Source organism: Pradoshia sp. Z4_20 (assembly GCF_058216035.1).
Genome location: NZ_JBZAJD010000008.1, coordinates 78,792 through 100,459, shown reverse-complemented (window position 1 = coordinate 100,459; position 21,668 = coordinate 78,792). Strand labels below are relative to the sequence as shown.

At 37.6% G+C, this 21,668-nt stretch carries 20 protein-coding genes and 1 pseudogene; 15 read left to right on the top strand and 6 right to left on the bottom strand.

Going from position 1 to position 21,668, the window contains the following annotated elements:
• Positions 1–187 precede the first annotated feature (187 nt).
• Both AC4BHP_RS15800 and plsY read right to left on the bottom strand, forming a co-directional pair.
• Positions 188–1,327 carry a CapA family protein gene (locus AC4BHP_RS15800; RefSeq protein WP_066103938.1) on the bottom strand — a complete coding sequence of 380 codons (1,140 nt, stop codon included), beginning with the start codon at positions 1,325–1,327 and terminating at the stop codon, positions 188–190.
• Positions 1,328–1,635: 308 nt separating this feature from the next.
• Positions 1,636–2,244, bottom strand: coding sequence for a glycerol-3-phosphate 1-O-acyltransferase PlsY (gene plsY / locus AC4BHP_RS15795; protein WP_066103936.1), 609 nt, complete (start codon positions 2,242–2,244; stop codon positions 1,636–1,638).
• 171 nt (positions 2,245–2,415) lie between these two features.
• Here plsY and AC4BHP_RS15790 point away from each other — a divergent pair, with 171 nt between their 5' ends.
• The 4 genes from AC4BHP_RS15790 to AC4BHP_RS15775 all read left to right on the top strand — a co-directional run bounded on the left by AC4BHP_RS15790 (position 2,416) and on the right by AC4BHP_RS15775 (position 8,463).
• Entirely contained in the window at positions 2,416–2,826 is a 411-nt protein-coding gene (locus AC4BHP_RS15790) for a CoA-binding protein (protein ID WP_066103933.1), read from the top strand.
• Positions 2,827–3,163: 337 nt separating this feature from the next.
• A complete protein-coding gene (gene parE, locus AC4BHP_RS15785) occupies positions 3,164–5,131 on the top strand; it encodes a DNA topoisomerase IV subunit B (RefSeq protein WP_373925479.1) in 1,968 nt (655 codons plus the stop codon).
• The gene (gene parC, locus AC4BHP_RS15780; protein WP_490553380.1) at positions 5,125–7,560 is read left to right on the top strand and encodes a DNA topoisomerase IV subunit A; all 2,436 of its coding nucleotides are present in this window, start codon (positions 5,125–5,127) and stop codon (positions 7,558–7,560) included. Before parE ends, parC begins: the two co-directional genes overlap by 7 nt.
• A 147-nt stretch (positions 7,561–7,707) precedes the next feature.
• Positions 7,708–8,463, top strand: coding sequence for a YybI family spore inner coat protein (locus AC4BHP_RS15775; RefSeq protein ID WP_490553319.1), 756 nt, complete (start codon positions 7,708–7,710; stop codon positions 8,461–8,463).
• A gap of 219 nt (positions 8,464–8,682) precedes the next feature.
• Here AC4BHP_RS15775 and AC4BHP_RS15770 read toward each other — a convergent pair whose 3' ends face one another.
• Positions 8,683–9,102 carry a hypothetical protein gene (locus AC4BHP_RS15770; protein WP_490553317.1) on the bottom strand — a complete coding sequence of 140 codons (420 nt, stop codon included), beginning with the start codon at positions 9,100–9,102 and terminating at the stop codon, positions 8,683–8,685.
• Positions 9,103–9,551: 449 nt separating this feature from the next.
• Between AC4BHP_RS15770 and AC4BHP_RS15765 the strand changes: the two genes are divergently transcribed.
• The 4 genes from AC4BHP_RS15765 to AC4BHP_RS15750 all read left to right on the top strand — a co-directional run bounded on the left by AC4BHP_RS15765 (position 9,552) and on the right by AC4BHP_RS15750 (position 12,225).
• Complete coding sequence (locus tag AC4BHP_RS15765) at positions 9,552–10,469, top strand: nucleoside hydrolase (RefSeq protein ID WP_490553315.1); 918 nt, start codon at positions 9,552–9,554, stop codon at positions 10,467–10,469.
• 170 nt (positions 10,470–10,639) lie between these two features.
• On the top strand, positions 10,640–11,089 hold the full coding sequence (locus AC4BHP_RS15760) for a staygreen family protein (RefSeq protein ID WP_066103923.1): 450 nt from the start codon (positions 10,640–10,642) through the stop codon (positions 11,087–11,089).
• Between the two features lie 81 nt (positions 11,090–11,170).
• Positions 11,171–11,731, top strand: coding sequence for a YcxB family protein (locus AC4BHP_RS15755; RefSeq protein WP_490553313.1), 561 nt, complete (start codon positions 11,171–11,173; stop codon positions 11,729–11,731).
• On the top strand, positions 11,728–12,225 hold the full coding sequence (locus tag AC4BHP_RS15750; RefSeq protein ID WP_066103917.1) for a metallophosphoesterase family protein: 498 nt from the start codon (positions 11,728–11,730) through the stop codon (positions 12,223–12,225). The genes AC4BHP_RS15755 and AC4BHP_RS15750 overlap by 4 nt, the downstream gene beginning before the upstream one ends.
• Positions 12,226–12,273: 48 nt before the next feature.
• Here the strand turns inward: AC4BHP_RS15750 and AC4BHP_RS15745 are convergent, their stop codons facing one another.
• Both AC4BHP_RS15745 and AC4BHP_RS15740 read right to left on the bottom strand, forming a co-directional pair.
• Entirely contained in the window at positions 12,274–13,296 is a 1,023-nt protein-coding gene (locus AC4BHP_RS15745; protein WP_490553308.1) for an HAAS signaling domain-containing protein, read from the bottom strand.
• Positions 13,283–13,630 (bottom strand): PadR family transcriptional regulator, encoded by a 348-nt coding sequence (locus AC4BHP_RS15740; RefSeq protein ID WP_066103914.1) that lies wholly within the window; start codon positions 13,628–13,630, stop codon positions 13,283–13,285. Before AC4BHP_RS15740 ends, AC4BHP_RS15745 begins: the two co-directional genes overlap by 14 nt.
• Positions 13,631–14,036: 406 nt before the next feature.
• On the opposite strand from AC4BHP_RS15740, the gene AC4BHP_RS15735 reads away from it, so the two are divergent.
• The 7 genes and pseudogenes from AC4BHP_RS15735 (at position 14,037) to AC4BHP_RS15705 (ending at position 20,167) form a co-directional block, all read left to right on the top strand.
• Positions 14,037–14,588 (top strand): site-specific integrase, encoded by a 552-nt coding sequence (locus tag AC4BHP_RS15735; protein ID WP_066104338.1) that lies wholly within the window; start codon positions 14,037–14,039, stop codon positions 14,586–14,588.
• A gap of 131 nt (positions 14,589–14,719) precedes the next feature.
• On the top strand, positions 14,720–15,220 hold the full coding sequence (locus tag AC4BHP_RS15730) for a hypothetical protein (protein WP_066103913.1): 501 nt from the start codon (positions 14,720–14,722) through the stop codon (positions 15,218–15,220).
• A 323-nt stretch (positions 15,221–15,543) separates the two neighbouring features.
• On the top strand, positions 15,544–15,801 hold the full coding sequence (locus AC4BHP_RS15725) for a hypothetical protein (protein WP_490553305.1): 258 nt from the start codon (positions 15,544–15,546) through the stop codon (positions 15,799–15,801).
• A 75-nt stretch (positions 15,802–15,876) separates the two neighbouring features.
• Positions 15,877–16,119 (top strand): annotated as a pseudogene (locus AC4BHP_RS15720) (alpha-amylase family glycosyl hydrolase); the annotation flags it as partial.
• Between the two features lie 442 nt (positions 16,120–16,561).
• Entirely contained in the window at positions 16,562–17,875 is a 1,314-nt protein-coding gene (locus tag AC4BHP_RS15715) for a sugar ABC transporter substrate-binding protein (RefSeq protein WP_490553303.1), read from the top strand.
• A gap of 265 nt (positions 17,876–18,140) precedes the next feature.
• A complete protein-coding gene (locus tag AC4BHP_RS15710; RefSeq protein ID WP_490553302.1) occupies positions 18,141–19,262 on the top strand; it encodes a carbohydrate ABC transporter permease in 1,122 nt (373 codons plus the stop codon).
• Positions 19,259–20,167: a sugar ABC transporter permease gene (locus AC4BHP_RS15705; protein ID WP_066103904.1), complete on the top strand. Its 909-nt coding sequence runs from the start codon at positions 19,259–19,261 to the stop codon at positions 20,165–20,167. The genes AC4BHP_RS15710 and AC4BHP_RS15705 overlap by 4 nt, the downstream gene beginning before the upstream one ends.
• A gap of 158 nt (positions 20,168–20,325) precedes the next feature.
• Here AC4BHP_RS15705 and AC4BHP_RS15700 read toward each other — a convergent pair whose 3' ends face one another.
• A complete protein-coding gene (locus AC4BHP_RS15700) occupies positions 20,326–21,318 on the bottom strand; it encodes an aldo/keto reductase (protein WP_139891967.1) in 993 nt (330 codons plus the stop codon).
• Between the last annotated feature and the right edge of the window lie 350 nt (positions 21,319–21,668).

The following is a 21,668-nucleotide window of genomic DNA, read 5'->3' as shown; positions in this document are numbered from 1 at the left end:
TCAATTCCCACTTTTTATTCGGTGGAAAATTCATCTCTGATAAAGACTCAGTTGCTGTTAGATTATTATTATAATACTCTATAGCCCTTATCCATCTCTTTTAATCTTTTTCTCTCCTAAACTTGAAAAAGAAAAACTGTCCCAATGCAAATTAAGCAAATTTGGAACAGCTCGTTAGTTTAAATTCTTATTTTATGGATGGATGGCTAAGCATAAAATCAGTCAATTTTTCTTTATCGATCTTTTCCTGTCCAAATACATCTTCACTTCCAAACGTATTTATTCTGTAGTCACGGTCGTTTTGATTAGTTACATAGGTTGGAGAGAAGTTTACGTTAGTTACTTCGGTCTCAGTTCCCTTAGCTGACCATTCTTTACGAACGCTAATGGTAACCATACCGCCAATATCTTTATAGTTATTTTTTTGGGCGGAAATGAAGTTTCCTAATGAATAGACAACTAATGTTTTTTTCTGATTGGATTCTATCCATTCAATTGGTTGGAGGACATGCGGATGATGCCCAATAATAATATCTGCACCTGCATTAGACATTAATTTTGCCATTTTTCTTTGTTCATCAGATGGGTTTCTTTGATATTCCAGTCCCCAATGAGCATTAATGAGTATAAGATCCACTTTATCGCGTAAATCCTTGATATCTTGTGAGACTTTTTTACCATCTAAGTAATTGACTAAATAATCTTTTCCATCCGGAATAGGAATCCCATTCGTTCCATATGTGTAAGAGAGAAAGCCGATGTTAATACCATTTACGTTCATGATGCGGTCTTGTTTGGCATCCTCTTCATTCTTATGAATTCCTACGTAAGGCATATCAATTTTATTGTAATACTCGATTGCACGCAGAATACCTTTTTCACCTTTATCGAGGGAATGGTTATTTGCTAAGGTTACGAGGTCTATTCCAACGTCTTTTAAGGTGTCCGATATTTCATAAGGTGAATTAAATGTCGGATACCCCGATAACCCCAAGTCACTTCCGGCTGCAATAGATTCCTGGTTGGCAATCGTAAAATCTGGGTTGCTTAGCATGTCTTTTACAGGTGCGAACATATCTGAGAAATCATAACCAGAACCAGTATCTGCATCTTCATATACCTTATCATGCAAAAGTATATCTCCGATGGCTCCAATTTCAGCAGTAGAATGGTAGTTACGTTCAGATAAGAAAACTTCCCTATTATGGGTTAAAGCTACGTTTTTTTCTTCATAATTATTGAAAATCTCCTGAGTGTTTAGATATATAAGTATACCTATAGCTGCGGTAATGATTAAAAATGATAGGAGGGCTATTTTTTTCTTCATTCTTCACCTGCTTAGTAAATTTTTCTAAATATGAGTACATATTTTTAATATATTCCTACATGTATATTGACACTTTTTAGATTAAAATGCAAAATAAGGTATTTTTCTGGTTTCATATGACTGATAATTTTATACTAAATTATCCGATCGTTTAATCCTATTAGGTAATCAGTCGATAGAGGTCGAGCTTTGTTGTTTGAATATGAGATGAGGTTTTCGGAGGAGAATATTGCTTTTGTATTCTGTTTAGCAAAAATAAAAAAGACTGTTTTTGGACCACTAATCGTGATTCCAAAAACAGTCTTATATCATCGTTTAAACAAATTAACCTTAGGTTCTGTTTTATTAATAATACGTTTGATATTAGCGCGATGGCGATAGAAGATAAATCCTGCCAGGAAGATAATTAGGATTAACATGGAAGGATCTCCGCTAAACATGGCATAAATAAGTGCCACAACTGCAATCAACATAGAAGATAAGGACACGATTTTAGTTAGGTATAAGAATACAAAAAAGCATGCAACTAGAATCACAAATAAAAGTGGATCGTATCCGAGCAAAATACCTCCGGATGTAGCTACAGCTTTACCGCCTCTGAATCCGGCAAATATAGGGTACATATGGCCGATAACTGCCAATAAGCCGCATATCAACGGAATAGCAATCCAACTTGGCCATTGATCAGCTTGTATATTAAATATGTATGGCAATAAGGTGGCCAAAGTACCTTTTAAGATATCTATAGTTGTAACGATAATTCCGGCTTTTTTCCCAAGTGTCCGGAATGTATTGGTTCCTCCTAAGTTTCCGCTGCCATGCTCACGTATATCAGTGTTATAAAAAACTTTTCCTATAATTAAGCCTGAAGGTATTGAACCTAGCAAATAGGCCAATATAAACAAAAAATATAACATATAAACAGTTCCTTTCTTACACTACTGGTTAATATATTTTAACATGTACCTGCAAAAAGAAAATAAAAAAATTATTTTTATTAACTTCCCTATTCTGAGCTGACCGTTTATTCTATAATAGCCTATGGGTATACATAAGGATAAATTTTATTATTGAAAGGGGCTATATTCATGATAGAAAATCCAAGCAGAGATGAAATTGGTCTCCTCTTAAAAAAAGCGAAACGAATAGCTGTCGTTGGTCTTTCTGATAATCCGGAACGGACATCTTACATGGTATCTAAGGCCATGCAGGATAATGGATATGAAATTATCCCGGTCAATCCTTCAGTGGATAGTGTTTTGGGTGTAAAGGCGGTTGCGACATTGAAGGATATTGAAGGGCATGTAGATATTGTCAATGTTTTTCGCCGATCTGAATATGTGATGGATCTGGCTAAGGAATTTTTGGAAATCGATGCCGATATATTTTGGACACAGCTGGGAGTTATTGATGAAGAGGCCTTCCAAATGCTAAAGGACAAGGATTACACCGTCATTATGGACCGTTGCATAAAAGTGGAGCATGCATTAACTAAATAATAAAAAATGGCCACCAATTGCTCGTAAATAGCTCATTGGTGGTTTTATAATGTTGTAGGTAATAAAAACTAATAGTTGTAAAAACACCGAAGATGATACCATAATTAAGATACAGGGACTTATTTTATTTGTTTTTTACAGGGACTGGAAGCCGGGATGTCTCGTATACATAACCTTTATCTAAACTTTATTTGCGAAACGAAAAATAATCTGTAAAAATAGAGCAATAGAGCTTTAGTGTGCTGTTTATACTATCAAGAACATTTGTTCTTGTTTAAGAATATGTATATAATAGAAGTTGTAACGTAAAGAGAGGGGTACATAAGTGGCAAAAAATATAAAACCTATTGACTATAACGAAGATGCCATCCAGGTACTTGAAGGATTAGAAGCTGTCCGTAAACGACCGGGAATGTATATCGGAAGCACAGACACACGAGGCCTGCATCATCTCGTTTATGAAATCGTTGATAACTCCGTGGACGAAGTATTGGCCGGACATGGGGACGAAATTATTGTAAAAATTCATAAAGATAATAGCATCAGTGTAATGGATAAAGGTAGAGGGATGCCTACTGGAATGCATAAAATGGGTAAACCGACTCCGGAGGTTATTCTAACCATCCTTCATGCAGGAGGAAAATTTGGTCAGGGTGGCTATAAGACGAGCGGTGGTTTACATGGGGTTGGTGCATCGGTCGTAAATGCTTTATCAGAATGGCTTGTTGTTACCATTAAGCGTGATGGTTTTATTTATGAACAGCGTTTTGAAAATGGCGGAAAACCTGTAACGACTTTAGAGAAAATTGGTAAAACCAACCAAACTGGAACAACCATTCATTTTAAACCGGATGAGAGTATTTTCTCTACCATTGTTTACAATCGTGAAACCTTAAGTGAACGCTTACGCGAATCTGCCTTTTTATTAAAAGGTTTAAAAATTGAATTACATGACTTACGTACGGATGAAAAAGATGTTTATTATTATGAGAATGGGATTGAGGCATTTGTTTCTTACCTAAATGAAGAAAAAGATACATTGCATCCTGTTGTAAGCTTTGAGGGGACTCATTCTGATATTGAGGTTGATTTTGCTTTTCAATTTAATGATGGATATTCGGAAAATATTTTATCATTCGTCAATAATGTCAGAACAAAAGATGGCGGAACTCATGAAGTAGGAATGAAAACTGCTGTTACACGTGCCTTTAATGAGTATGCACGTAAATCCGGTTTGCTGAAAGAAAAGGACAAAAACCTGGATGGTTCAGATATCCGCGAAGGATTGGCTGCTATCATTTCTGTAAGAATTCCAGAAGAATTATTACAATTTGAAGGACAGACAAAAAGTAAACTTGGTACCAGTGATGCCCGTTCTGCGGTAGATTCTGTTATATCTGAAAAATTATCTTATTATTTAATGGAAAATGCCGATATTGCGACATCCTTGGTCCGTAAGTCGATTAAAGCGGCTCAGGCCAGAGAAGCAGCCCGAAAAGCAAGAGAAGATGCACGCAGCGGTAAAAAACGCAAGAAATCGGAAGCGTTGCTTTCAGGAAAACTTACACCGGCGCAGTCCCGCAATCCATTGAAGAATGAACTATACCTCGTCGAAGGAGATTCTGCCGGAGGGTCTGCCAAACAAGGGCGTGATCGAAGGTTCCAGGCTGTTTTGCCTTTACGCGGTAAAGTTATTAATACAGAAAAAGCTAAGCTTGAAGATATTTTTAAAAATGAAGAAATAAACACAATTATTCATGCTGTCGGTGGTGGAGTAGGATCCGATTTCTCCATCGAGGATATCAATTATGATAAAGTCGTCATTATGACCGATGCTGATACGGATGGCGCCCATATCCAAGTATTATTGCTTACCTTCTTTTATCGTTATATGAAACCATTAATTGAACATGGTAAAGTATTCATCGCCTTACCTCCTTTATATAAAGTTAGTAAAGGAAGCGGTAAAAGAGAAGTTATAGAATATGCTTGGGATGATGATGAATTAGAAGGTACCATTAAAAAGGTTGGAAAAGGATACATGCTTCAGCGATACAAAGGTCTTGGAGAGATGAACGCAGACCAGCTATGGGAGACGACTATGGATCCAGAACAACGTACCTTGATCCGTGTATGCATTGATGATGCGGCACGGGCAGAGAGACGGATTACCACATTAATGGGTGATAAAGTAGAACCAAGGCGTAAGTGGATTGAAGCCAATGTTGCTTTTGGTTTAGAAGAAGATGGAAATATTTTAGAAAATGAGAACTTAACGGTTGCTGGTGAGGAGGAAGTATTATGACAGCAGAGAAATACCGCGATCTCCCTCTTGAGGATGTGATTGGCGACCGCTTCGGCCGATACAGTAAATATATTATTCAAGACAGGGCATTACCGGACGCACGAGATGGATTAAAGCCGGTTCAACGAAGAATCCTTTATGCCATGCATTCGGATGGTAATACCAATGACAAACCATATAGAAAGTCAGCCAAGACAGTCGGTCTGGTCATCGGTAACTTCCATCCTCACGGTGACTCATCTGTTTATGAAGCCATGGTCAGAATGAGCCAGGACTGGAAGCTTCGCCGTGAATTAATTCAGATGCATGGGAATAACGGAAGTATTGATGGGGATCCTCCGGCAGCCATGCGTTATACGGAGGCACGTTTATCCTCTATTGCAGGCCAGCTTTTACGAGATATCGAGAAGAAAACAGTCGATTTTGTACCAAACTTTGATGATACAGCTGAAGAGCCGATTGTGCTGCCGGCTAAATTTCCAAATTTGCTTGTAAATGGTTCAACTGGAATCTCAGCTGGTTACGCCACTGAGATTCCGCCACATAATCTTGGGGAGATTGTTGATGCTACCATCATGAGAATCGATAATCCGGATTGTACAGTTGATGAGCTAATGACTGCTGTAAAAGGACCTGATTTCCCTACAGGTGGGATCATTCAAGGGGCAGATGGAATTAAAAAGGCGTACGAAACAGGTAAAGGCAAAATTGTCATTCGAAGTAAAACGGCGATTGAAACTTTACGCGGTGGCAGACAGCAAATTACGATAACTGAGCTTCCCTTTGATGTAAACAAAGCTAATCTTGTTAAAAAAATTGATGAATTGCGCCTTGATCGTAAACTTGAGGGTATCTCTGAAGTAAGAGATGAGACCGACCGTACAGGTTTACGGATTGTCATTGAGTTAAAAAAAGAAGTAGACTCTAATGTTATTCTTCAATATTTATTTAAAAATACAGATTTGCAAATTACATATAATTTCAATATGGTTGCCATTCATAAGAAACGTCCGCAGCTTATGGGCATAAAAGCAATGCTGGATGCCTATATTGATCATCGCCGTGAAGTGATAACAAGGCGCTCTGAATTTGATTTGGCAAAAGCTCGTGATCGTCAGCATATTGTTGAGGGACTTATCAAAATGATTTCCATTCTTGATAAAGTAATCGCAACAATCCGTGCGTCTCTCGATAAAAAAGATGCAAAAGAAAACCTAATAAAGGAATATACATTTACAGAGGCACAAGCAGAAGCGATTGTTTCCCTTCAGCTCTACCGATTAACGAATACGGATATTACGGCATTGGAAAACGAAGCTGAAGAACTACGTAAAAAAATTGAAGAGCTGACAACTATCCTTGGCAGTGACAAGAAGTTAATGGCAGTTATTAAAAAAGAACTAAAAGAAGTTAAAAAGGATTTTTCAGATTCACGTAGATCTCTAATAGAAGCTGAAATTCAAGACATTAAGATTAATCTTGAAGTTCTGATTCCAAGCGAAGATGTTATTGTTACGGTCACAAAAGAAGGGTATATAAAACGGACAAGCTTACGATCTTATACTGCTTCAGGCGGCCAGGATTATGGAATGAAGGAAGGAGATAGGCTCCTTCATAAGCTGGATATGAATACAACCGATACCTTGTTGTTATTTACAGATAAAGGTAGTTATATTTACTGTCCGGTTCACTTACTTCCTGATATCAGATGGAAGGATACTGGTCAGCATATCAGTAATATCGTACCGCTTGATAAGAATCAGAATCTATTAAAGGCTATTCCAGTTTCTGATTTTGAAAAAGGATCGTTTTTATTATTTGTTACGAAAAATGGATTAGTTAAGAAGTCTGAACTTGCACTATATAAGGCAACGAGATATTCAAAACCTTTAACAGCTATTAATCTTAAGGGAGATGATCAGGTTGTGGATATCCATCAAACAGATGGAAATCAAAACATCTTCCTGGCTACTTCTATTGGGTATGGATTGATGTTCCCTGAAAGTGAAATTCCAACTGTGGGAGCACGTGCTGCCGGTGTTAAAGGCATAAATCTCAAGGACGATGATTATATAGTTGCAGGTAAAGTTTTTGCTGAAACTGATTCATCTATGATAGCGTTGATCACACAGAGGGGCGCTATTAAGAAAATGAAACGAAGCGAGTTTGAAATGACTTCCCGTGCAAAACGAGGAGTTGTTATGTTGAGAGAGTTGAAGAAAAACCCACATCGAGTAGTAGGAATAGAATTTGTAAACGATGTTGATACTATTGTGATTTTGTCGGAAAAAGGCATGATAGAAGAAGTTGCATCCTTCCAATTACGACCTAGTGATCGCTATTCAAATGGTTCGTTCTTTATGGATGAAGGAGAAAATGGACCAATCGTTGAAACATGGGTTAAGACTCCCGAAGTTTCAAATTCATAGCTTTAATGAATTTCTATCCAAAAAGCTGTAAACAGGATCATCTGTTTACGGCTTTTTTTCTTTGATTTTCATCAGTTATATGCATAATTAAGTTAAATTCCAGGCAATCTATAATGAATAATCCTATACCTGGGAGTTGATGAGTATATGATGAAATGGATTAATCATTTTATAATTTTTTCGATAGTTGGGTGTTTGCTTCTGCCAGTATCCATAGATGCTGCAAAAAAAGATGCAAAGAGCCAGGAAGTTGAACTTGGATCTTATAAAGTGGATGTGACAGGAGACGGGAAGAAGGATCAAGTATATTTATATGGTAATCCTTTTGATCAGGAGACAAAGTATTACAAGGAATTCAAGTTGGTAGTAAAAACAAAAAAGGGAACTAAAAAGGAAACGATTCAAGGAGGGTTTAAGCCTGCCGTTAAGTTTCTCGATCTTAATGACGACAGTACATTGGAAGTTCTGATGGAGATTCCAACAGGGGGTAGCGGAGGAGTTAATGATTATTATGCCTTTTGCATCTATAATAATAAAATTGAACTGATTGAGCTCCCCGAAACATTAAATATCAACGGAGCATTCAAAAATAATTATCAAGCCACTGTAATGGTACCAGAAATGAATAAATCCTACTTAATTGATTTAAAAGATCATAAAAAGAAGTATGATAAACTCGGGGTTTATCGAAAAGGGAAATTAAGTGAACCATCTGAAACATTAGTAAGTGAATACAAATCCTTAAAGGTAAAAGACATTGATAAAGATGGTCATAAGGAATTGATAGGCATTCAGCAAATTTCCGGCGCATCCGTGGTTGATCGAATCGCTGAGGTTCAATCAAGCTGGGTATATAAAGGAGAACAATGGGTGCTAAAGGATGTTCAAGTGGTGCCAAATTAAAACCTTATCCCACAATCTACGATTCCCTTTTGAATTTAATGAGTGAGCGTGTTTAACAGCATTTATATTTCAATGAAAAAAGTCTCCTTGTCGGTAAGGATTGCGTATCGTTTTCGACTAAGGAGGCTCTTTTTATTGCGGAAATTGCTAATATAAATTAAATTGCCTTTTTATACCGCTGACAACCAGTTTTAGGATATAACATCTCCAGCTAGCATTTTATGAATTCATGACAGTAAAACAAGCTACAACAGCTATGGTAGGTATGGCTAATACTAAAGTGACACCCATCATGGTGAGAGTCTTTACTGCTGATTTTAAGTCCACTGGGGTATTCGAATCATTCGTTATTTCAGAGGATGTACCATAGATGGAGATTATATTTAGAATGGTAACTGCACCTACTATAATAAGGGGGAAAATAACGTCAGAATTTGAAGAGGATAGGTTAATAAAGCCAAAAATGATTAAAATAATGGGAATTGCCTCTACAACAGCTACTTTGATAAACATCTTAGTTTGAATGTTTTCTTTTCTTTCTGGGCCATTGACCAATTCCCTGATTGCTGTTCGTACAGCCCAGCTAATTCCAAATGTTGCGATAACAGCAGCTAAAACAAAATAATAAAGAGCTTCCATCAGTAGTACCACCTCAATCAAATATTTTAAAAATAGTCCTATATAAAAAAATTATTCTATTAATAGGATATCACTATTGGATATATTTGTAATGCGATAATCGTTATTGCGAGGCAAAATTATTACCTAGCTATTATTTTATATAATGTATTACAATCTATATAAAAAGTAATTAAAATAGTAGATAGACGTAAATCTAAGTGAAAATAGCCAATGATATCACAGTATATGATTAGAATGAGCGGATTTATCACTCGGAAAATTAACTATTTGTTAATGATACATATCGCACCCTACGTTTATAAACCATTTGCTCATTTAATTTCGTGTGAAATTTTGTAAAAGGTGTTTTTCGTTTAATAAAGATTGGACGGCCAAACCCATGACATTACATGCAGCAATCATCATACTGGGAAAAAGTATACTTCAGGAGCAGAGGAGAGAACATAATGAAATCGGTTATCTTAGACGTAGATACAGGAATAGATGACGCATTGGCTATAGCTTATGCCGTTCATTCACCGGAATTAGATATAATAGGTATCACTGCGTGTTTCGGCAATATTCCTGTTGAAGAAGCAGTAAGAAACTCGCAAATCGTTCTAGAAAAATTGGGTTGTTTTGATATCCCGGTGTATGCCGGTGCGTATGAATCTCTTAGGCGTGGACCGCGAAAAGTATATGCTCGTCATGTACATGGTGAGGATGGTCTTGGAAATGTACTTAATGGAGAGAAGCCCAGTGAAATACCAGAGGTCCATGCAGTTGATTATCTGATTGAGCAGGTGAAAAACAACCCTGGTAAAATTACTTATATCTGTGTAGGACCGCTGACAAATCTTGCGCTTGCCCTCCAAAAAGCGCCTGAGATAACTGCTATGTTTGATGAAATCATCATCATGGGAGGAGCGGTTTTCTGTAAAGGAAATGTAACGCCGCATGCAGAAGCAAATATTCATTGTGATCCTGAAGCAGCTGACCTTGTTTTCCGCTCTAATCTACCGCTTTTCCTTGTAGGACTTGATGTAACCATGCAAACCCTGCTTAAGAAGGAGGAACTAGCAAACTGGCGGAAGAAGGAAGATGAACTCGGTTCCTTTTTGGCAGACATGACAGAGTTTTATATGGACTTTTATAAGAAGGCCACTCCTGGCATCAAAGGTTGTGCCCTGCACGATCCACTGGCTGTTGGAGTAGCAATTGACAAGAGCTTCGTCACACTGAAGACAGAACCCATCTCGGTGGAGCTCGAAGGAGAAAGGGTAGGGGAAACCTGTCCCAGTGGAAACGAAAGGCCGCTTGTTCATGTATGTGTAGAAGTGGACGAAAAACGTTTTGTAGAACATTTTTTAAATAGAATTATTTGATGTTATATAAGTGGGTAAAGCACTATATGACTGTGAAGGTAAACATCTGGTTTTAACATACCAGTTTACGAGTAAGGAGAAAAATAGCGATCTATTTCATTTGCACCATTTTTAGGCTGATGTCATAGAATAGTAAAAAAAATCTTCTTATTTAAAGGAGTGTTTCAGATATGTCCTTCCAGACAGAACAATTGAGTGTGACCTATATTCCGCCGATAACCCCTTCAGGACCTTTAGAGGGTAGAAAATATACATTGACACATTCTGACTTAACCGGACAGTTGTTTTTAAGCATTGGCTGTGAGATTGATGCACTGAACATCAACTGGGAGATGCGGGATGAAGTTGTAGCTGATTGGCGTATGTTAAACGGACAATTTGTCCTAACAGTTTACATTCATATTAGTAAAGGTGAATTTGATGAACAAAAGGCCCAATCACGTTATGATCATTTTGTAAAGATGATGCCTGTAGCCTTACATGCAATTATACATGGTGATCAAACGCTGTTTGCTTACTATCCATGGTTGCTCGATAGCCCCATTTATGTTCAGTTTTCTTCTATTTATCCGGAATACAATAAGATTGAGTATTATGGGACGGTCCGACATTATCAATGATAATGTCGGCTGTCTTTTTTGTTTGCTGTAATTACCTGTTACAATGAAGTTGAAATGAAATAGAAGATGTGAGGGAGTAAAATGCAATTAACATATGATCTTAAGCTGACTGATGTAACCAATTTTTATCTCCACATGAACAAACAATCTGAATTAAGCAATCGGAGAATGAGAAATAGACAACTAAGATTATTTTTGATTACTTTATGTATATCACTAATCCTGCAATGGCTATATTTTCAACATACTACACCCATTTACTATTTGATCAGTTTATTTATTGCACTCTTACCGGTACTATTTTATTCATTCTATTTAGAGAGAATAATCAGAAGGAAGTTTAGAAAATTTCATAAAAACAGCAGGGAACCTAATCTATTTGGTACATACCGCTTATCCATCGGAAAAGGCGGATTAACAGAGATGATTGATGGTGGGTATGAGGTACTCTATGAATGGAAAGATATTAAACAAATTGAAATGCTGAAAAATTATATTTATATTTATACGAATGCCATTCATGCTGTTATTATTCCGGTAAGGGTGTTCGGTACATTAGAAGACTGTACCTTTTTTCTGAATGAATTGAAGAGACATATAAAGGAATCAACAAAGCAAAATATCGAGGTGAATCGTCGATGAAAATCATTGTGATATCAGATACCCATATGCCCAGAATGGCAAAAGGACTTCCACCGCGTTTAAAGGAAGAATTGAAAACAGCTGATCTTATTTTACATGCTGGTGATTGGCAAACGAAGAATGTATACGATGAACTGCAATCCTATGCACCCGTTGATGGTGTTTGTGGCAATGTCGATGGAAAGGATCTGATTGACCAACTTGGATATCAAAAAATTCTCACATTAGATGGATATCGAATTGGTTTGGTACATGGGCACGGTAAGAAAGGAACTACAGAGGGAAGAGCAATTGAAGCATTTAGCGGAGAGGAACTGGATCTAATTATTTTTGGACATTCTCATATCCCTGTTAATAAAGACATAAATGGGACAATTCTATTTAACCCGGGTTCTCCGACAGATAAAAGACGCCAAACTGAATACTCATTTGGGATTATTCGGATTGAAAAGAGTTTATCGGTTGAGCATGTGTTTTATAAAAATAAGAGATAAGTGTAAAACAAGAAGGATGCAGCTTTATCAAGCCTGCATCCCTCTTGTTTACTTTTTCTTTTTTTGCTGATTTTTAGTAGTTTTATAGGCTTTATAAAATGCAAAACTGCAATCATACACAGATATTAAAATAATAACTGCTAATGTGATGGCTATAATACCTGATGGTAATGTTCCGTTTGTAGATTTTTCAAATAATAAATTGAAGCGTTCGATAAAATCGCTATTGTATAAAGTAGTGTCATACAGCATTTTATAAAGGATTGCTATAACAAATGCGCTTTGGACTGTATAAAATATAGCGATATGGTAGGTCCATTTACCCATCATGTATTTCAATCCCGCTAAACTTATTTCTAACACTGCCAAGGCAATTAAAAGGGGGATATACGTTTTCAGAACTTCTTGGTTAAACAAGGAGGCTTGCAGAACAAGCTCGCCATTAACGGTCTCATACCAGCCTAATAGATATTCAGAAAATAATAGAATTAGGATCCATATAATTGTCCAAATGAGTCCAAAGATTGCTTCCCCTTTGGATATTTGATACTTATGCTTTTGAACAGTCCGCCTCTGCAATTGGTCAGTGTTCCATTTTGGCTTTACAAGGGGGATGCTATTTGTTTTATTTGCAATTTTATCTATAAATATAAATGTAATGGTGACCCAGGTAAATACCTGAAATGCTGCCTGGAGGATTCCTATGATAGAATCTGTAAACATGTCAATTAGAAATGATACAACGGAGGAATAACTGGTATAATCCGTAATCCCGCTGACTATATGACCCAATAAAACCAAGCCCGCCATCAAACCAAAAGCTATTAGTAAGACCCGAATATAACTATCATAAAAAATCGGCCCTATAATATATCGGTTATTTCCGCTATAATCGGCAGCAAGAATTCTGGGGTCACCCAAGCTATTCAAAACGTTCTTTACATCATTTTCAGTATAGTTATGTGGCAGCATATCCTCAATATTCCCTTTGAGTTCCAGCGCAATCTCCTCTTTTGACTCTTCTGGTAGCCACTTTGTAACTTCATAAATATATATATCAATTAAACTCATCACATTCATCCTCTCTTAACAATTGTACCATCTGATTAGACGTTTCAGACCATGCTTCCTTTAATTTTTCATAAATCTGTTTGCCATTCTGGCTTAATTGGTAGTATTTTCTCTGTCGATTTCCATTTAACTTCCAATCGCTAACCAGTAAACCTTGCTTTTCTAATCTTCTCAATAAAGGATAAAGTGTGCTGGGATCAATAGTAACATTTTTTTCTTCAAGGGATTGAACGAGTGAGTATCCATATTCGGGTTTTTGTAATTGACTTAAAACTGCCAGAGTAAGTGTACCTCTTCGCAATTCGATAATGAGAGATTGTATGAGTTCATCCAAAACACCTTCACCTCCTAATTCTATAATAGTGTATGGCATACAGTATTGTTAAGCAAATAATATCCAAAAATTGTTACAAGAAGAGTCAAAAAACGACCTTCATAATTGGGTTTTAAGGTCCTCTTTTTTAATTCCTAAGGTGTTTGTATTCTAAACGTTTTTTGTCGAATGTAGGCGATTTATAGCCTTTTTGGGAAATGTGTAGAATTATGATGGATTTTACCATTAATAATTAGAAAATTCCGAATGTAACAAAGGACTTGAATTGATACATTCGAAAACTGATTAAATCAAGGTTTACAGAAGGTGTGGAATTGAAAAAATCTTGTGTTTGAATGGCCACTTCACGTACAATAAGAGATGGGAAGAAGGGGGACTGGCAAAAGTGGTTACAGCAACAAAACGAATTAAAAATGTACAGCCTATTCGCCGGCTTGATCAAATAGAGGCCATGAAAAAAGCATTATTACGCTATTGCAGTTATCGGGATTATATAATGTTTACAATTGGGATCAATATTGGGCTGAGGATAGGGGATTTATTGCAGCTACGGGTAAAGGATGTATTGGATGGAACGCATATTGTCATTATTGAACAGAAGACGGAAAAAACGAAAAGGTTTCTGATTAATCCGCACTTGCGAAAAGAAATTAAAAAATACGTCAAGAAAGAAAAACTTTCAAAGGACGATTATTTATTTCCAAGCCGTAAAGGAAATGGACCGATTACGAGGGTTCAGGCTTACCGTGTGTTAAATAAAGCAGCCGAAATGGCAGATATTCAGGATGTAGGGACACATACTCTACGTAAGACATTTGGTTATTTACACTACCAAAAATTCAAAGACATTGCATTGCTGCAGCAAATTTTAAACCATTCCAACCAAAAAGATACGATGATTTACATAGGATTGACACAGGATTTAATGGATGAAACTTTAATGGATTTCTACTTTTAACCAATTATTTACGAACCAACCACCTCTAGAATGGTTGGTTTATTTGTACAGTTAAGCCAAACCTGTCATAATTAAAAGGCATAAAATCCCAATAATAGGATGACAAATACTTTTGATAGGCGGGAGAACGAATGACTAAAAAACAAGATAAGAAAAAATCAAAGTGGCTATCTCTTTTAATATTAATAGTAGGTATATTAGCAGCTGGAGTGATTGGTCTTACTGTCTATTATCATTTGAATGATCCATCTAAAGAAGCAATGGATCAATTAAAGAAAAACCCTCCAAAAAATATATCGAATCAAGAAAGTGTGTTAATTGCTGAATATCACGCTAAATACAATGATTTAACAGGCTATGGCAGTATTGAAGAATTAGATATGTCAGAAGCCAAGAGTTTATCAGCCATACTTGAAAAAGATACGAATGAAATAATTAGCCAGGGGATAGAAAATAAAAAGGTATCGGAAGATTTTAAACAAATCCATGCAATTGCCAAGGCGACCAAAAATAAAGCAGACAAAGAACAGATTCGATTAATACATCGTTATTTTCATGATCTAGATATTGCGATTAATCAGTATAATGATACGAAGGATGTATTTGGGGTGACTAAGACTCTCGGTAAGTAAGTCTCGTGATTTAATGTAGATATTGTAATAGACAGAGAAGAAAATAAATTTTTGATTAAACGCTTAACTTATACAGTAGACATTTTAAAGATAATAAGGATAGACAGGCATAGATAATTGCTTGTCTATCCTTTTGTTTACTGACTTCTAACTGCATAAATAAAGTTCCTGATACTCAAGCGATGAAAATTTCGTCAAAAAACGTTGTGAATTCTCAACATTCTTAAACTATGGATATACGATATGGTAAAATGAAAAATTGTTAAAAAAATAGTTTTCTGATATCCATGTTTCCTTCATATAATGAATGGGAGCGGGGTTTCTTGGGTATTACGGGAAGAGACGTTTGCCCGCTTTGCCATCATGACGGTTGGGGGAAGACAATGGGGTGTTTGGCGGAAGTAGACAAATGGGTAGGAGAAAAAGAGGATATTTCAATATCATTTTTCTGCTCGAACGCCTGGGGTTATGGAATCGAGGGGATGGGGGGAGGACTGAATATGCCTTTGAAGCAGACTCTGCAAATGGTAAAAGGGACTGTAGGATCCCGGGTCGAATGCTTTGCTTTCGGAAAATCATGACCAGCCGAGAAGCTTCAGCACCTGGGTAAATGACGAGTCATGGCGTAGAGAAAGTGCCCAAGCACTCAGCACCTTGTTTTTGGAACCACGTTTATTTATGACGGGCAGGAAATCAGCATGACAAATATCCACTTCGCGACCATTGAGCAGTACAACGGTGTGGGCATGAAAAATTTACACAATATTGAAATATGGCAAGGGCGATTTATACGAGGAGATCATGCAGATCATTGGAAAAATGGAAGAGACAATTCTCGAACATTAGTACAATGGGATGATACTCATCAAGCGGGAATTACAACGAATAAATCTGCTTAGTTTGACATCAATCCCAACTACTCTCATACTAATGTGTTCAATCAGAAAAAGGATACGCAAAGTATTTTCACGTACTACAAACAGATGATTCAACTCCGAAAAACCAACCTCTTATTTGTGTTTAGAACTATGACATATCCACCACGTACCACAACTGTGAATTTATACCTATGCCGAACCTTCGGGGACGAGCAGGCGGCGAGTCTGGTCTAATTGGCTCTCCAAGAATGTACCATTGTGATACAGGAAGAACTGAATGTACCCGTTAATGGTTATTTTTGAAAGCGTTTTCTAAAGGTGCCGCTGGATTAACTTTTGTTCGTATGAGGAAATGGTCTATCAGAAACGAAAGTAAAAAAAAGTGTGTATCGCAAAAGCACTTACAGCTTCTGTTTCATTAATTTTATACATGGTACAAAAATTCCCACATAGGAGGTTTCACATGATCAAGAAAAGAATAGTTGGTATATTGGCATCCGCCACCCTATTGGCAGGAATATTGGCGGGATGTTCGGAAGATGAGACGAAAAAAGCAACCACTGAAACAAAACCCAAGGAAACCACAAAAGAAACACTCAAACCTGAAGATGGAGCAACCCTGATTATTTGGGACAACGGAGCGGACGAGGGCGCGTGGGCGACCTATGTCGCAGAGCAATTCACGAAAAAATACAATGTGCCTGTTGAAGTACAAGAAGTGGGACACACAGACGCAGCAGGAAAATTGGAAACAGATGGGCCAGCTGGCTTAGGTGCCGATGTTTTCAACTCCGCCCATGATCATTTAGGAAAATTGGTGAAAGCAGGTTTGGTATATGACAACTATTATGCCGATGACTATCAAGACATGTTCTTGGAAGCAGCGGTAAACGGGACAAGTTTTGTGGATAAAGATGGAAAAAAGAAAATGTTCGGCTATCCCATCTCCATTGAAACATATGCCTTGTACTACAATAAAGACATCGTAAAAGAGGCACCAAAAACATGGGATGACTTGTTCAAAACAGCTAAAGAATTCCAAGCAACGAGCAAAGGAAAAAATCAGAAATATGGTTTTATGATGGAACCAGGTAACTTTTATTACACACATGCTTTCCTATCTGGTTATGGCGGTTATGTATTTGGAAAAGAAGACACCGATCCAACGGATCTTGGTGTCAACAATGAAGGAGCCATCAAATCGGCGGAATTTATGAAAAAAATCAACAAAGAATTGTTACCGATGAAAAAAGAAGACATTACAGGTGATGTGATTTCCTCTTTCTTCAATGAAAGTAAATTAGCCTACCGAATTTCAGGTCCATGGGATGTTAAAAACCATCAAGATGCTGGTGTGAACTTTGGAATCGCTCCACTTCCAACATTGGATAACGGCGAAACGCCAAAATCCTATTCAGGCATCAAAGCGTACTATGTAAACAGTTATTCCAAATATCCCAAAGCAGCAACTCTTTTAGCTCAAATGGCTTCCAGTGAAGAAATGCTCTTAAAAAGATATGAAATGACAGGCCAATTGCCACCAGCGACTTCGCTCCTTGAAAACGAAAACATCAAAAAAGATAAAGTGTCCATGGCTTTCTTGGAACAGGCGAAAAATGCTGTGCCGATGCCAAATATCCCTGAAATGCAAGCGGTATGGGGACCAATGGAAACGGCTTACACATCCATCTGGAATGATGGAACCGACTCGAAAAAAACGTTTGACGCAGCCAAAGAACAAATTGAAGATGCAGTGGCCACTCAGAATAAAAAATAAAGAGTTCATCTATCAAAAGAGCCGATATCCAGGTAGTGAGATATTGGTTCTTTTTTCTAAGAAGTGAAAAGGAGGTTAAAAACAAATGAAAACACATGCCAAGAAAAGCTTGATCTTTTCTTTGCTGTTTATGGGACTTGGGCAATTGTACAATCGACAGTACATCAAAGGGATCTTATTTATCTGTATGGAGCTATACCTTGTAGTGTTTTGGACATTACCGTTTCGAAATGCTATGTGGGGGTTGGCCACATTAGGGGAAACGGTGCAGACCCGTGTGGGATTTGAAATTCAGCAAGGGGATCACAGCATCTTCTTGTTAATCGAAGGAATCATCTTTTTAATTTGTGGATTGTTCTTTGTATGGATGTATTATTTGAATGTGAAGGATGCTTGGAAAGTCGGACAATGGCGAGATCAAGGGGGAAAACCAAACTCATTCAAAGAAACCCTCCGTGTAATAATAGATAAAGGATTTCCTTACTTTTTGCTCACACCATCCATTGTATTCACGGCCTTTTTAACCATCTTGCCTTTGATTTTTGGAATTGCAATCGCTTTCACAAACTATTCAGGACCGAACCACTTGCCGCCTGCTTCTCTAGTGGACTGGGTGGGATTTCAAACCTTTGTGGACTTATTTAACTTGAAAACCTGGAACCGAACGTTCATCGGCGTCTTCGGATGGACGATTTTTTGGGCAATTTCAGCCACGGTTACCACGTTCTTTGTCGGAATCTTATTTGCAGTTCTCTTGAATTCAAAGGGAATCAAATTCCGGAAATTTTGGAGAAGCATTTATATCTTGCCATGGGCGATTCCTTCGTTCGTCAGCATTTTGATCATGAGGAACCTATTCAACGGGGAATTTGGACCTATTAACCAATATTTAGAAGTCATTGGACTATCCAGTATCCCATGGCTTAGCGACCCGATGTGGGCGAAATTCGCGCTTATCATGGTGAATGTCTGGTTTGGATTTCCGTTCTGGATGGTCTTGATGAGCGGCGTCATGACGAGCATAGATCGTGAATTATATGAGGCGGCGCAGGTGGATGGGGCAAACGGGAAGCAACAGTTCTGGAAAATCACCATGCCGATTGTCATGTTCTCTACCGCCCCCTTACTTATCATGCAGTTTGCTGGGAATTTTAATAACTTTAACCTGATTTATCTCATGACGAATGGAGGACCTGTGAATGTGGATTACAGTTATGCAGGCTCCACAGATATTTTAATCAGCTGGATTTACAAACTGACCCTCGACCAAAGCCAATTTAATATGGCAAGCGTTGTGAGCATCCTGATCTTCATTGTTATTGCCATCATTTCGGTTTGGAACTTCAGACGAACGAAAGCATTCAACGAGGAGGACATGATGTCATGAAACAAAAAACACGTGAACGAATTTCATTCGTGTGGAAACATTTTCTGCTTCTCGTGGTGGCCATTTTCGTGCTTTATCCAGTTGTATGGATTCTCATGGGAAGTTTGAATCCTGGGGATTCCCTATTCAGTGCACAGCTTCTTCCTGGGATGGAATGGGGTCTCTTTTGGGAAGGGGTTCGGAGTTTTGATTTCGCTCAAATTGCCCAGTCCGTAAAAGGAATCCGTTTATCCTTAGATCATTTTGTCTATTTGATTCAGAAAACCGAGTATGTGACATGGTATAAAAACACCTTAAAAATAGCACTATGGAACATGGTCATTTCGACCTTTTTAGTGGTCACAGCTGCCTATGCGTTTAGTCGATTCCGCTTTCCAGGCCGGAAAGAAGGATTGATGGCTATGTTGATTCTGCAAATGTTTCCCGGATTTATGGGGATGATTGCTATTTATATCCTGCTTTTACAAATGGGATTATTGGACAATCACTGGGGACTCATATTGGTTTATGCAGGCGGATCGATTCCGTTTAACGCCTGGCTTGTGAAAGGATACTTCGATTCCATGCCTCGCAGTTTGGAGGAAGCTGCGAAAATTGACGGAGCAGGTCATTTCACTATTTTCTTTAAAGTGATGATGCCATTGAGCGTTCCAATTCTCGTCTTCGTAGCGGTTTCGAACTTCATAGGTCCGTGGATGGACTTTATCTTTGCTCGACTGGTTTTACGATCCAATGAAAATAAAACCTTAGCGATTGGGTTGTTTGAGATGGTGACGGGACGAGGAAACACCGAATTTACGACATTCGCGGCTGGAGCAGTGCTTGTTGCACTGCCTATCACGATTCTCTTTATGGCGTTCCAAAAATACATGGTAGAAGGGTTGAAGGCTGGGGCGAATAAATAAGCCCCAAGCCCCCTTACGATGGCAGGTATTTAGAGAGCAAAAATTGTTCGGCATTTAGTAGAATCACGAAAGAACATGATGCCGTAATATTGGTTGGCCATTGATTATTCAATAAGTTTATTCCGAATTCAATTCAGAAACTAAACTGGTTTGTTCAGTTATGCTAAAGAAATGTTATCAATCTGCTGTAACTCTTCTTCTGTGAATGTGATATTTTTTAAAGCTCCAATGTTATCAAGAATCTGGCTAGGTTTGGAAGCTCCTATGAGAACACTGGTCACAATTCCATCTCGCAAAATCCAGCTTATCGCCATCTCTGCAAGTGTCTGCCCTCGCTCCTCAGCTATCTCATTGAGTTTTTTAATTTGAGTTAATCGGTCTTCGGATAAGGCAGAAGCATTTAAAAATCGTCCATCCGTCTTTATTCTACTGTCGTCCGGAATTCCATGTAAATATCGATTGGTTAACATTCCCTGTTCCAAAGGACTAAACGCAATAATACCTTTTTTTAACTTTTTAGATGTATCTTTCAAATCATTTTGTTCAATTGTTCGATCAAAAATTGAATACCTATTCTGATTTATAATAAATGGGCAATGTAATTCTTGTAAAATTTCAGTCGCCTTTTCTAACGTTTTTCCATCGTAGTTTGAGAGACCTACATATAATGCCTTGCCACTTCTAACGATTTGGGCTAGCGCATTCATCGTTTCTTCCAATGGTGTGTGGGGATCCATTCGATGATGGTAAAAAATATCAACATATTCTAATCCCATTCTCTTTAAGCTTTGGTCGAGGCTTGCAATAAGATATTTTCGGCTTCCCCAGTTTCCATATGGACCATCCCACATATCATATCCTGCTTTAGTACTGATGATAAGTTCATCACGATATGCTGCAAAGTTTTCTTTCATAATAAGTCCTAGATTTTTTTCTGCACTCCCAGGTTCTGGTCCATAGTTATTTGCTAAATCAAAGTGAGTAATTCCATTATCAAAAGCGGTAAAACAGAGTTGTTTCATATTTTCATATGAAGCTGTATCGCCGAAATTGTGCCAGAATCCTAATGAAATAGCTGGTAATTGAAGTCCACTGTCACCACAGTGGAAATATGTCATAGATTTATAACGTTGTCTTGATGCCTGATACATGTTTTCCCTCCTATATTAAATACTCTTACTTTACTCAGCGTAGCCTTCAAGTAGACTTGAAGTCAAGCGTAGTATTTTGTTTTTTAAGAGTAATTTAAATATTCTAAATTTATATGGAGGAAGGGGAGTCTATCCCAGAATGGAAGAATGATCGGGATAAACTATTTGATGTGTAGATGGTATTTTTACTATCTTCTCTATAAATGAATCTCACTGTTTTAGAGGTATTAAAAATCTCCTAATATACTCCTTTGTAAGATAGATTAACATTGTCTGTTCTATGTTACGATTCTGCATTTACCTTTTCTGCTGCTTGATTTTCAGTTTGGATTTTTGCCCAGCCAGTTCCT